Origin of the sequence: Teichococcus rhizosphaerae, assembly GCF_002631185.1 — a bacterium.
Taxonomy (GTDB): domain Bacteria; phylum Pseudomonadota; class Alphaproteobacteria; order Acetobacterales; family Acetobacteraceae; genus Pseudoroseomonas; species Pseudoroseomonas rhizosphaerae.
Window position 1 is genome coordinate 102,673 of record NZ_PDNU01000012.1, and the last position, 12,418, is coordinate 115,090.

12 protein-coding genes are annotated in these 12,418 nt (G+C 71.3%); 5 read left to right on the plus strand and 7 right to left on the minus strand.

The window, feature by feature from the left end:
* The first annotated feature begins 44 nt into the window (after window positions 1-44).
* Genes CR162_RS09060 through CR162_RS09075 form a run of 4 tightly spaced genes read left to right on the plus strand, consistent with a single transcriptional unit; the run spans window position 45 to window position 4,578 of the window.
* On the plus strand, window positions 45-1,085 hold the full coding sequence (locus tag CR162_RS09060; RefSeq protein WP_099095224.1) for an extracellular solute-binding protein: 1,041 nt from the start codon (window positions 45-47) through the stop codon (window positions 1,083-1,085).
* Between the two features lie 3 nt (window positions 1,086-1,088).
* Complete coding sequence (locus CR162_RS09065) at window positions 1,089-1,919, plus strand: ABC transporter permease (RefSeq protein WP_099095225.1); 831 nt, start codon at window positions 1,089-1,091, stop codon at window positions 1,917-1,919.
* Window positions 1,920-1,975: 56 nt separating this feature from the next.
* On the plus strand, window positions 1,976-3,586 hold the full coding sequence (locus tag CR162_RS09070) for an amidohydrolase family protein (protein ID WP_099095226.1): 1,611 nt from the start codon (window positions 1,976-1,978) through the stop codon (window positions 3,584-3,586).
* Window positions 3,583-4,578, plus strand: coding sequence for a CobW family GTP-binding protein (locus CR162_RS09075; protein ID WP_176559787.1), 996 nt, complete (start codon window positions 3,583-3,585; stop codon window positions 4,576-4,578). Before CR162_RS09070 ends, CR162_RS09075 begins: the two co-directional genes overlap by 4 nt.
* Window positions 4,579-4,632: 54 nt before the next feature.
* Here CR162_RS09075 and glpD read toward each other — a convergent pair whose 3' ends face one another.
* From glpD to CR162_RS09110, 7 genes are read right to left on the minus strand one after another with little or no spacing between them, the layout of a single operon-like run.
* Window positions 4,633-6,141, minus strand: coding sequence for a glycerol-3-phosphate dehydrogenase (gene glpD, locus CR162_RS09080; RefSeq protein ID WP_099095227.1), 1,509 nt, complete (start codon window positions 6,139-6,141; stop codon window positions 4,633-4,635).
* The gene (phnE, locus tag CR162_RS09085; protein WP_245870221.1) at window positions 6,141-6,968 is read right to left on the minus strand and encodes a phosphonate ABC transporter, permease protein PhnE; all 828 of its coding nucleotides are present in this window, start codon (window positions 6,966-6,968) and stop codon (window positions 6,141-6,143) included. Before phnE (CR162_RS09085) ends, glpD begins: the two co-directional genes overlap by 1 nt.
* Window positions 6,969-6,973: 5 nt before the next feature.
* On the minus strand, window positions 6,974-7,783 hold the full coding sequence (phnE, locus tag CR162_RS09090) for a phosphonate ABC transporter, permease protein PhnE (RefSeq protein ID WP_099095229.1): 810 nt from the start codon (window positions 7,781-7,783) through the stop codon (window positions 6,974-6,976).
* Window positions 7,780-8,577 carry a phosphonate ABC transporter ATP-binding protein gene (gene phnC / locus CR162_RS09095; protein WP_099095230.1) on the minus strand — a complete coding sequence of 266 codons (798 nt, stop codon included), beginning with the start codon at window positions 8,575-8,577 and terminating at the stop codon, window positions 7,780-7,782. Before phnC ends, phnE (CR162_RS09090) begins: the two co-directional genes overlap by 4 nt.
* A 19-nt stretch (window positions 8,578-8,596) precedes the next feature.
* Window positions 8,597-9,685, minus strand: a complete 1,089-nt coding sequence (gene phnD, locus CR162_RS09100; RefSeq protein ID WP_099095231.1) for a phosphate/phosphite/phosphonate ABC transporter substrate-binding protein — start codon at window positions 9,683-9,685, stop codon at window positions 8,597-8,599.
* On the minus strand, window positions 9,682-10,521 hold the full coding sequence (locus CR162_RS09105; RefSeq protein WP_245870222.1) for an HAD-IIB family hydrolase: 840 nt from the start codon (window positions 10,519-10,521) through the stop codon (window positions 9,682-9,684). Before CR162_RS09105 ends, phnD begins: the two co-directional genes overlap by 4 nt.
* Before the next feature lie 48 nt (window positions 10,522-10,569).
* Entirely contained in the window at window positions 10,570-11,361 is a 792-nt protein-coding gene (locus tag CR162_RS09110) for a DeoR/GlpR family DNA-binding transcription regulator (protein WP_099095233.1), read from the minus strand.
* Between the two features lie 116 nt (window positions 11,362-11,477).
* On the opposite strand from CR162_RS09110, the gene CR162_RS09115 reads away from it, so the two are divergent.
* Window positions 11,478-12,416, plus strand: coding sequence for a dihydrodipicolinate synthase family protein (locus CR162_RS09115; protein WP_099095234.1), 939 nt, complete (start codon window positions 11,478-11,480; stop codon window positions 12,414-12,416).
* Window positions 12,417-12,418 lie beyond the last annotated feature (2 nt).

Consider the following 12,418-nt stretch of genomic DNA (forward strand, 5'->3'; position numbering starts at 1 on the left):
ATCGGCAGAACGACACGATGTCCACGAACAACGGGAGACAAGGCATGACGATGACCCGCCGCGCGGCGCTGACCGGCAGCGCCGCCGCCCTCGCATCCATCACCGCCGGCCTGCCGGGCCTCGCCCACGCGCAGTCGAAGCAGGTGGTCGTCGGCACCTGGGGCGGCGACTATGGCGAGCTGCTGCGCCAGAACATCGACCAGCCGCTGATGGCGCCCCAGGGCATCGAGGTGCTCCAGGACGTGGCCAACGCCGACCCGCGCAAGACCAAGCTGCTGGCCGAGCGCCAGGCGCGGCGCGGCACCTACGACATCGCCTGCCTGTCGGACACCGACATGCACATGATCTCCGCGCAGAACGCGTTCGACACGCTGGAGACGGGCCGGCTGAAGCGCGGGGGCGCGATCCTGCCGGCGCTGGCCAAGACCTACGCGGTGCCGCACATCTATTCGGCGCTGGTGCTGCTCTACAATCCGAGCAAGGTGACCACGCCGCCCACCGGCTTCGCCGACATGTGGGACCCGAAGTATCGCGGCCGCGTCGGCTTCTCCGACATCCTCTACAGCACCAACACCTTCGCGGCCGCCATGGCCGGCGGCGGCGGCTTCAGCGACTACGAGCCCGCCAAGAAGAAGCTGATGGAGATGCGCTCGCTCGACGGCCGCATCTACCCTTCGAACGAGGCGCTGGCCGCGGCGCTGAAGTCCGAGGAGGTGTGGATGACGCCGATGTGGCTGGCGCGCGGCTTCATGTGGCAGAAGGCCGGCATCCCGGTGAAGCATGTGGTGCCGAAGGAAGGCGCCTACGCCATCGTCTTCGAGGCGGCGGTGCCGAGGAACAGCCGCAACAAGGACAATGCCTACGCCTATCTCGACGCCATGCTGGACCCCAAGGCGCAGGTCGCCTTCGCCGACCGCATGGGCTACCTGCCGACGGTGAAGGATGCCCAGCTCCCGGCCGAGATCGCCCGGCAGATCAGCCTGAGCGAGGCCGAGCAGGAGCGGCTGCGCGCCCCGGACTACGACTACCTGCTGAAGTCGCACGGCGAGATCCTCGACTTCTGGAACAAGCAGTTCAAGGCATAAGCGATGGCCGCGCTCGTCCTTCCCGCCGGGTTGCTGGTGGTCATGCTGCTGGTGGCGCCGATGCTGCTGCTGGCGCGTATCTCGCTGAACCGCTTCAGCCCGACCGAACTGATGGTGGAGGCGACGACTGCGGAGAACTACTGGCGTGCGGTGCAGGACCCCTATTACCAGCAGGTGCTCGGCACCACGCTGGGCGTGGCGCTGGGCTGCACCGTGCTGGCCCTCGCCCTCGGCTTTCCCGCCGCCTACTGGCTGGCGCGGATGGAAAGCCGCTGGAAGAGCCTCGCCACCATCCTGGTGCTGTTCCCGCTGCTGGTGGGCAATGTCGTCCGCTCGGCGGGGTGGATGGCGCTGCTCGGCAATGAGGGCGCGATCAACGCCGCCCTGATGGGGATGGGCATCACCAGCCGGCCGCTGCCGCTGCTCTACAACACCGGCTCGGTGGTGGTGGGCATCGTCGCGGTCGTGCTGCCCTACATGATCCTGACGCTGGCCGCCGTCATCGAGGGCATCCCGCGCCAGGCGGAGGAGGCGGCCGCCAATCTGGGCGGGCGGCCGATGACGGTGTTCCGCCGCGTGGTGCTGCCGCTCGCGCTGCCCGGCGTGGTGGCGGGCTCGGTGCTGGTGTTCATCCTGTGCATGAACGCCTACGCGACACCCGTGCTGCTGGGCGGGCCGCAGTTCAAGATGATGGCGCCCGCCGTCTATGACCAGTTCGTGCGCGGCAACAACTGGCCCTTCGGCGCCGCGCTCGCCTTCATCCTGCTGGCGGTGACGCTGGTGCTGACGGTGGTCGGCAGCACGCTGCTCGGGCGCCGCTACCGCGCGGCGTGACGGGGGCGCCGCTCCCGCCGCCCTTTTCCCGCCCCATCAAGAAAGGAAGCCTCCCCATGGCGGAGACCGTCGAGATCGGTGAGGAAATCACCGCGCACAACCTGAAGATGGGCATGCCGCCCGTGCCGGCGGCCACCGCGCGCGACCGGGGGCAGGGGCCCTACGGCCGCATGGTGCTGCGTGGCGCCACGATCATCGACGGCACCGGCGCGCCGCCCTGGGGCCCGGCCGACATCGTCATCGAGCGCGACCGCATCGCCGCCATCGTCGCGGTGGGCGTCCCCGGCAAGCCGATCAGCCCTTCCCGCCGCCCGCCCGAGGGCGAGGTGGAGATCGACTGCCACGGCAGGTTCGTGACGCCCGGCCTGATCGACTGCCACACCCACACCGGCGTGCCCTACCACGCGCTGCACGGCACGCCCGCGCCGGCCGACTACGTGTACAAGCTGTGGCTGGCGCATGGCGTCACCACCATCCGCGAGATGGGCAGCTTCAGCGGCCTCGGCTGGATGCTGGAGCAGAAGGCGGCCTCGGCGGCCAACCGCATCGCCGCGCCCAACATCGTGGCGCATTCCTACTTCCCCGCCGTCAACGACATGCTCAAGACCATCCACACGCCGGAGGAAGGGCGCGCCTGGCTGCGCCGCCTGGCCGAGCGCGGCGCGGATGGCGTGAAGTTCTTCGGCGCGCCCCCCGCCATCATGAAGGCGGCGCTGGAGGAGTGCCGCGCGCTCGGCCTGCGCACCGGCTGCCACCACGCGCAGCAGGCGGTGACGCGGATGAACGCGCTGACCACCGCCGAATGGGGCCTGACCAGCGCCGAGCACTATTACGGCCTGCCCGAGGCGCTCTACGACAGCCGCATCGTCCAGAGCTACCCGAGCGGCTACAACTACAACGACGAGTATTTCCGCTTCTCCTCCGCCGGCCAGACCTTCCAGCAGGCGGCCGAGCCGGGAAGTGCCAAGTGGAACGCGGTGATGCAGCGTTTCCTCGACCTCGACTTCACCTTCGTGCCCACCTTCAGCATCTACGACGCCAACCGCGACGTGATGCGCACCCGCCGGGCCGACTGGCACGACGACTACACCTGGCCCAGCATGTGGCGCTTCTTCCAGCCGGCGCGCGGCGGCCACGGCTCCTACTGGTTCCGCTGGGGCACGGCCAACGAGATCGACTGGAAGACGCATTACCGGCTCTGGATGGCCTTCATCAACGAATACAAGAACCGCGGCGGCCGGGTCTGCACCGGCAGCGATTCCGGCTTCATCTTCCAGACCTTCGGCTTCGGCTATGTGCGCGAGCTGGAGCTGCTGCAGGAGGCGGGCTTCAACCCGCTGGAGGTGCTGCGCTCCGCCACGCTGCAGGGCGCCGAGCTGCTCGGCATCGACGGCGAGACGGGCAGCGTCGAGGTCGGCAAGCGCGCCGACCTGCTGGTGCTGGACGAGAACCCGCTGGAGGACTTCAAGCTGCTCTACGGCACCGGCGCGCTGCGGCTGAACGACGCGACCGGCAAGCCGGAATGGCGCCAGGCGCTGCGCCACACCATCCGCGCCGGGCTGGTGCTGGACGTGCCGGAGCTGCTGGCCGACCTGCGCCGCATGGTCGCCGCGCAGAAGGACGCCGAGGCGGAGACGGAGAGGGCCGGGGCGCCCGCGCCGGCATGAGCGGCGCGGGCATGGAGGACGCCGCCGAGTTCATCCTGCTCGCCGGCTTCCTGGGCAGCGGCAAGACGACGCTGCTGGTGGACTGGCTGCGGCTGCCCGAGGCGGCGGACACGGCGGTGATCGTCAACGAGGCGGGGCAGATCGACGTGGACGGCGCCGTCATCGCCACGGGCGGCACCCTGCCCATGGCGCTGCTGAGCAATGGCTGCGTCTGCTGCTCGCTGACCAACGACCTCGTCTTCACCGTCGAGGCGCTGCTGCGGCAGCGGATGGAGACGGGCAAGCCGCCCTTCCGCCGCATCGTGCTGGAATGCAGCGGCCTGTCCAGGCCGGGGCCGATCCTGCGCTCCCTCGGGCCGCTGGCGCCGCTCGGGCTGCGGGTGCGGGTGGTGGCCACCTGCGACGCCGCCCAGGCGGCCGAGCGCGCGGCGCATTTCGAGGAGTTCGCGGCCCAGCTCGCCGCCGCCGACACGGTGGTGTTCACCAAGCTGGACCAGACTTCGCCCGAGGCCGCGCAGGCGCTGGCCGCCTCCATCAACCCGCTGGCCCGGGCGGTGGTGGAGCCGGACCGCGCCGCCCGCGCCCTGGCGGCCTTCACCGCGCCTCCGGGCCGTGCCTCCAGCCTGCCGGAAGGGGAGGCGGGCGCGCATCCCCGCGTCTCGGTGCTGCTGGCAAGGTTCACACCGGAGGCGAGCTGGGAGGACCGGCTGGACTGGCTGGAGAACCTGGCCGCCTTCGCTGGCGAGCGCCTGTTGCGCGTGAAGGGCTTCCTGCACCCGCCCGAGCAGCCCGGCCTTGCCGTGCTGGTGCAGGGGGTCGGCACGCTGTTCAGCCCCATGGTGCCGATGCCGCGCGGCGAGCGCACGCCCGAGGCGCTGGTGGTGATCCTGCGAGACCTGGAACTGGAGGCGGTGCGGCAGATGATGCCGGAGGCGCCGGCCTGGATCAGCCGCCTTTCCGGCAACCGCCTGCACTGCGCCGGCGTGGGCTGAACAGCCCCGGGAGGGGCGGGGCGCCCGGGAGGCGGAAACGCCCCCCGGACGCCTTCAGGCCGCCTGCCGGACCTCGGGGAAGGCCTGCGCGAAGTTCCTGCGCTCCGCTTCGGTCATGTGCAGCCCGCGCTTGGTGCGCCGCCACAGCGCGTCCTCCGGCGCGCGCACCCATTCCTCGCGCATCATCCAGGCCAGCTCGCGCTCGGTGATGCCGCCGCCCAGGTCGCGCCCGAGATCGGCGAGGCTGCCGGCATGGCCCAGCACCGCGTCCAGCTCGCCGCCATAGCAGTGGAACAGGCGGCGCAGCTGCGGCGGCGGCAGGAAGGGGTAGCGCCGCTCCGCCTCGGCCAGGAAGGCCTCGCTGGAAAGGCCGCCGAGATCGCCGCCGGGCAGGGTGGCGCCCGCCGTCCAGGCGCCGCCGCCATGGCCGAGCGCCGCCGCGATCTGCCCCGCCGCATCCTCGGCGAGGCGGCGATAGGTGGTGATCTTGCCGCCGAAGACGGAAAGCAGCGGCGCGCCCCCGCGGCCCGCCGGGCGGTCCATCTTCAGCACATAGTCGCGCGTCACGGCCGAGGGGTTCTCGGCGCCGTCATCGTGCAGCGGGCGGACGCCGGAATAGCTCCAGACGATGTCCTCCGGCGTCACCGGCCTGCGGAACTGGCGCGAGACGGCGCGGCAGAGATAGGCCGCCTCCTCCGGCGTGCAGCGCGGCGGGCCGCTGGCGGGGTCGTGCGGCACGTCGGTGGTGCCGATCAGGGTGAAGCGGCCCTCATAGGGAATGACGAAGACCACGCGGCGGTCGTCGTTCTGCAGGATGTAGGCCTGGTCGCCTTCATAGAGGGCCGGCACGACGATGTGGCTGCCGCGCACGAGGCGGATGCGGTCCTTCGTCGTCACGCCGGTTTCGCCCAGCGCCTCCATCACCCAGGGGCCGGCGGCGTTGGCGATGGCGCGGGCGCGCACCACGCGCTCCTGGCCGTTCTCCTCGCGCAGCGTGGCCGTCCAGCCCTCCGCGTCGCGCGTGGCGCCGGTGAAGGCGGTGCGGACCAGGATGGTGGCGCCGCGCGCCGCCGCGTCCCGCGCGTTCAGGATGACGAGGCGCGCATCCTCGACCCAGGCATCGGAATAGGCGAAGCCGTGGCGGGACTGGCCGTTCAGCGGCCCGCCCCAGGGATGGGCGCGGAAATCCAGCGCCTGGCTGGCCGGCAGGGTCACGCGGCGGGCCAGGTTGTCGTAGAGGAACAGGCCCGCGCGCAGCATCCAGCGCGGCCGCATGCCCTCGACATGCGGCAGCACGAAGCGCATCGGCCAGACGATGTGCGGGGCGAGGCGCAGCAGCACCTCGCGCTCGCCCAGCGCCTCGCGCACCAGGCGGAACTCGTAGTGCTCCAGGTAGCGCAGGCCGCCATGCACCAGCTTGGAGGAGGCGGAGGAGGTCGCCCCGCCCAGGTCGCCGCGCTCGGCGAGCAGGACGGAAAGCCCCCGCCCCGCTGCGTCGCGCGCGATGCCGGCGCCATTGGCGCCGCCGCCGATCACCAGCAGATCGACATTGTCGTGAGCCATCAGAGAAGCCTCGACCGAAGGCGGGTGACGATGACCTCGGCGACCAGCACCACGGCCAGGATCGCCAGCAGCACGATGGAAACGCGGTCCCACTGGAAGAAGTTGATGGCGTCGTCCAGCACCAGCCCGATGCCGCCGGCACCCACCAGCCCCAGCACGGCGCTCTCGCGCACATTGATGTCCCAGTGGAACAGCGCGATGCCCCAGAAGGCCGGCTGTACCTGCGGCCAGACGCCCTTCAGCATCTCCGCGCCCCAGGAGGCGCCGGCGGCGCGCAGCGCCTCGCGCGGGCCGTGACTGGTCTCCTCCAGCGCTTCCGACAGCAGCTTGCCCACGAAGCCCACGGAGCGGAAGGCGATGGCGAAGACGCCCGCCGCGGCGCCGGGGCCGAAGATCGCCACGAAAAGCAGCGCCCAGACCAGCGAGTTGACCGAGCGCGAGGCGACGAGGCTGAACTGCGCCGCCACGTTGAGCGGCCTGATGGTGCAGACGTTGCGCGCCGCCATCAGCGCCAGCGGCACGGCCAGGACGAAGCAGAACAGCGTGCCGAGCGTCGCGATGTGCAGCGTCTCGATCAGCGCGTGGTGCACCTCGGGATAATAGTGCGCGACATTGGGCGGCCACATGCGGATCAGCAGGTCGGCCATCTGTTCCGGCGCGTCTGCCAGGAACTCGGGGATGATGTCGATGCTGCGCACGGCCCAAACGACGGCCGCGACGCAGCACAGCCACACCGCGAAGCGCGACAGGCGCTGGCCCGGCGTGTGGCGGGTCCATTCGCGCCGCAGCGGCGCCACGGGATCGCCGCTGAAGGAGGGGGAGGTCATGCTGTTCATCGCAGGGCGGCCCGGACGCGGCCGGAGATAATCTCGGCCAGGAAGATGAGGGCGATGATGGCGAGGAGGATGGCGGCGACGAAGTCGTAGTCGAAGCGCTTGAACGCCGCGAACAGCGTGCCGCCGATGCCGCCCGCGCCGACGATGCCGACCAGGGTGGAGTTCCGCAGGTTGCTGTCGAGCTGATAGAGGCAGAAGCCGATGAAGCGCGAGGCCACCTGCGGCAGCACCGCGTAGGCCAGGACCTTCATCACGCCCGCGCCCGTGGCGCGGATCGCCTCCACCTGCTTCATCGAGATCTCCTCGATGGCCTCGGCGAAGAGCTTGGCGATGAAGCCGATCGAGGCCACCACCAGCGCCGCCGTGCCGGCCAGCGCGCCGAAGCCGATCGCCTTGACGAACAGGATGGCGACGATGACGTAGTGCAGCGAGCGGCATACGGCGATCACCGCCCGCACCGGACCCGAGATCCACCAGGGCGAGAGGTTGCGCGCCGCCAGCACGCCGAGCGGCAGGGACAGCGCGATGCCGACGGCCGAGGCCAGCACGGCGATCTGCAGGCTTTCCAGCAGCCCTTCCAGCAGCAGGCCCCAGCGCTCGAAATTGGGCGGCACCATGCGGCCGAGGAGCTGACCGCCCTCGCCGAGCCCGTGCGCCAGGCGGCCCCAGCTCAGCCCGAGCTGGCTGCTGGCCCAGACGGCATAGGCGGCGAGCGCCAGCAGCGCGAGGCGCATCGGCCAGTTCGGCGCGAAGGCGACGCGGCGCGCCGCATCGGCCGAGGAGGGCGGGGCGGAGGTCGCGCTCACAGCCAGTCCTCGCCGCCATAGATGGCCTGGAGGTGGTGCGTGCGCAGATCCTCGGGCGGGCCGTCGAAGATCACGCTGCCGCCCGACATGCCGACGATGCGGCGCGCATAGCGCTTGGCCAGCTCCACATTGTGGATGTTGATGATGACAGGCACGTTCTCCGCCGCCGTCAGCCTGGCCAGCAGCTCCAGCACCTCGACAGCCGTGCGCGGGTCGAGCGAGGAGGTGGGCTCGTCGGCGAGCAGGATCTCGGGCCGCTGCATCAGCGCGCGGGCGATGCCCACGCGCTGGCGCTGGCCGCCCGAGAGCGCGTCGGCGCGCCGGGTGGCGTGCTCGGGCAGGCCCACCGCGTCCAGCAGCATGAAGGCGCGCTGGATGTCGGCCTCGGGGTATTTGCGGAGCCAGGCGCGCCAGAGCGGGACGTAGCCGAGCCGGCCGCTCAGCACGTTCTCCATCACCGTCAGGCGCTCCACCAGGTTGTATTCCTGGAACACCATGCCGATGCGCCGGCGCGCCAGCCGCAGCTCCTTGCCGCGCAGCCCGGTCAGTTCCGTGCCGCGCAGGCGGATCTCGCCCCGCGTCGGCTCGACCAGCCGGTTGATGCAGCGCAGCAGGGTGGACTTGCCGGTGCCGGAGGGGCCGATGATGGCGGTGATCCCCTCGGCCGCGACCGACAGGTCGATGCCCTTCAGCACCGGCTTGCCGGCGGCGTATTCCTTGACGAGGCCCCGGATTTCCAGGGCGTTGCCAAGGTTGTTGGCCGTCGGCGCGGCGGCGGTCAGCGTGGCGGACATGGTGTTGGCCTTCCGGCGCTCAGCGTGCCGCGGGAGCGGCACCCGTGGGCGCGACATGGGTGGGGGCGGCGGGCTGCTGCTGCTGCGCCCGCTTGCGGGCCTCGGCCTCCAGCTCGCGGCGGCTCTCGGCGTCGAAGGCGGCGCGGTTGTAGGGGGCGTTCACCGCATCGGCCACGGCGCGCACGGGGGCCCACTGCTCGGCATAGGTCGCGGGCCAGAAGCGGTCGTTGCCGCCGAGGTCCTTGGCCATCTGCTCGGGAAAGCGGTAGTCGAGGAAGCACTGGCGGATCTTGGTGGCCAGCTCCGGCTTCAGGTCGTGGGCGAGCGCGAAGCCGCTGGTGGGGAAGGGCTCGCTTTCCCAGATGACGCGGAAGTTCTCGCGCTTCACCTGGCCGCGCGCCACCATGCGGGTCCAGACGTCGGAGGCGACGGGCGCGGCATCGTAGTCGCCGGCATTGACGCCCATGACGCTGCGGTCATGCCCGCCGGAATAGACCACCTGGTAGTCCTCGTCCGGCTTCAGGCCGAGGCCGGGGAAGAAGGCGCGCGGCGCCAGGTTGCCGGAGTTGGAGGTGGCGGAGGTGTGCGCCACGCGCTTGCCCTTCAGGTCCGCCAGCGTCTTGTAGGGGCTGTCGGCCCGCACCAGCATGGCGACCTTGTAGCTCTCATAGCCTTCCGCGTTGCCCTTCACGGCGAAAGGCACGGCGCCGGCAAGGTTCACCGCGAAGGCGGTGGGGCCGGTGGAGAAGCCCGCCACATGCAGCCGGCCGGAGCGCATCGCCTCCACCTGCGCCGCGTTCGACGTCACCTGGAAGTACACGGCGCGCTTGCCGGTGCACTTGCCGAGATACTCCAGAAACGGCCGGAACTGGCTGGAATAGAGCGCGGGATCTTCCACCGGCGTGTAGGTGAAGACGATGGTGGAAGGGTCGCGCAGCTTGGACGGGTCGGTCGGCGCGTCGGCCACCATGTCGCGGTTGGCGTCGCAATAGGCCTCGTCGAGCGAGCCGCGGAAGGCGCAGCCTTCCTGCGCGGCGGCGGGCGCCGCGCCGGGGATGGCCCACAGGGTAAGGGCGAGCGCGGTGCTCGCCAGGATCGCGTTCTTCATGCGGCCGTTTCCTCTTGCATCGCGCCGCGCGCCTTGAGCAGCGCATCGGCGAACTCGGCAAAGCCCGCGCCGCCCTCGGCGCGGGTGATGAAGGCCGGCGGCGTCGCCATGCCGGCCAGGAAGGGGGCGACATTGGCCACCCCCACGGAACAGGGTACCGCGCCGAACAGCGGCGCGTCATTGCCGCTGTCGCCCACGAAGGCCACGCTGTCGCGCAGCGCGGCGAAGGGGGCGAAGCGGGCGGCGAACAGCGCCTCGATCCCGGCGCGCTTGTCCCAGCCGCCGATCCAGGCATTGACGTGGATGGAGGAGACCTTCGCCTCGGCGCCGCCGGCATGGAAGATCCCGGCGATGCGCCACGCCGCGTCAAGATCGAGCGGGCCGGCATCCTCGCAGAAATCCACCGCCACATCGAACAGGCGGAAGGGCTGGTCGGCGGCGATGGCGGCGCCCGGCACGGCGGCCAGGGCGGCATCGGCAAGCGCCATCAGCCGCGCGCGGTTGGCCAGGCGCTCGGCCTCGGGCTGGGCCTGCCAGCGCAGCATGCGGCGCGCCCGCCGGTCCAGCGCGAACCACAGCGCGCCGTTCTCGCCGACCACGCCGGCCACCGGCCAGTGGCGGGCGATGGCGTCGCACCATCCCGCCGGGCGGCCGGTGACGGGGATCACCGCGATGCCCGCGGCGTCCAGCGCCTGCAGCGCCGAATAGGCCTCGGCCGGCAGGCGGCCATCGGTGGTCAGGGTGTCGTCGATATCGGTCAGCACATAGCGCAGCCCCGCCAGCTGGGCGGCGGAGGCGGCGGCGAGCGGCCGGGGTGGGACGGATTCTTGTGTCATATACATGTTGCACTTGCCACGTCCCAATGTGGCAGGTCAAACAGCTTTTCAGCCCTCCGGAGCAATTGTGAGACGGATTCCACATCGCCCCAGCGCCGCTTCCAGCGGTGCGGGGGGCGCGGCCTCCGTCACCACCTCGGTGAGGCCGCCCAGGGGGCAGAGCACCTCCAGAAAGGGGCGGCCGAACTTGGAAGAGTCCACAAGAAGCAGGCGCCGCTCCGCGCGCTCCAACATGGCGCGCTTCACCCAGGCGGCGCGGCTTTCCGCCTCGCCAGGGCCTTCCTCGGTCAGGCCCGAGGCGCCGATCACCGCCATGTCCACGTTGAAGCGGCGCAGGAAGGCGCTCGTCTCCGGGCCGTAGAGGCCGCGCTCCACCACGCTGAGCTCGCCCGGTGCCACCAGCACGCGAAGCGCCTCGGAGCTGCCGGCGGCGAGGGCTGCGTCCAGGCTGTTGGTCAGCAGCGTGGCGCGCACGCCGCGCGCCGCCAGGGCGCGGGCGAAATGCGTGGTGGTGCTGCCCGCGTCCAGCATCACCACCGCCCCCTCCTCGACCAGCCCCGCCGCTTCCCGCCCGATGCGCGAGCGCTCGGCCACCAGGACGCGCTCGCGCTCGCCAAGGCCCGGCTGCACGGCAGGGTGGGAGGCGGAGGCGCCGCCATAGGTGCGCCGCACCATGCCGCGGGCGGAAAGCTCCTCCACGTCGCGCCGCACCGTCTCGCCGGAAACGTTGAAGTGCTCCGCGAGCGTGCTGATACGCACCGTCGGATCGGTCGCGAGCGCTTCGAGGATCGCCGCGTGGCGGGCGGCTTTCCCGAGCGCGTTCTTGCTGCGTCTGGCCATGCCGCCAGCCTGCCACAGCGCCGCCCGCCCGCAAGGGCGCCCCGGCCCGGGCGCCAGCTTTGCGCGCCACGGCTTCTCGGCTAAAGGAAGCCCACCGTTACGGAGGAACCACCGGAATGCCGCTCGATCACACCGCCAAAGGCGTCTACCCGATCGCGCCCACCCCGTTTCACGCCGATGGCCAGGTGGACTACGCCTCGATCGACCGGATGACGGATTTCTACCGCGAGGTCGGCAGCACCGGCATGACGGTGCTCGGCGTGATGGGCGAGGCGCCCAAGCTCGAGGCCGCCGAGGCGCTGGAGATCGCCAGCCGCTTCATCCGCCGCGCCGAGGGGCTGCCGGTGATCGTGGGCGTCTCCGCCCCCGGCTTCGCCGCCATGCGCAGCCTGGCGCGCAACGCCATGGACCGTGGCGCGGCCGGCGTGATGATCGCGCCGCCCAACACGCTGCGCACGGACGACCAGATCACCACCTATTACCGCCAGGCCTCCGAGGCGATCGGCGAGGACGTCCCCTTCGTCATCCAGGACTTCCCGCAGACCTTCTCCGTGGTCATGACGAACGCGGTGATCCGCCGCATCGTGCAGGAGAACAAGGCCTGCGTGATGCTGAAGCACGAGGACTGGCCCGGCCTCGAGAAGATCTCCGCGCTGCGCGGCTTCCAGGCGGATGGCTCGATGCGGCCGATCTCGATCCTGTGCGGCAATGGCGGCCTGTTCCTCGACTTCGAGGTGGAGCGCGGCGCCGATGGCGCGATGACCGGCTACGCCTTCCCCGACATGCTGTGCGACGTGGTCCGCCTCCAGGCCGAGGGCCAGCGCGACGCGGCGCACGACCTGTTCGACGCGCACCTGCCGCTGCTCCGCTACGAGCAGCAGCAGGGCCCGACGGGCCTCGCCGTGCGCAAATACGTCATGGCGCGCCGCGGCATCATCGCCTCCGACGCGCAGCGCAAGCCGGGCGCCAGCCTGACCGCCACGGCCAAGGCCGAGGTGGAGTACCTGCTCTCCCGCGTGGCCCGGCACGACCCGCGCGCCGGCACGCTGGGCTGAGG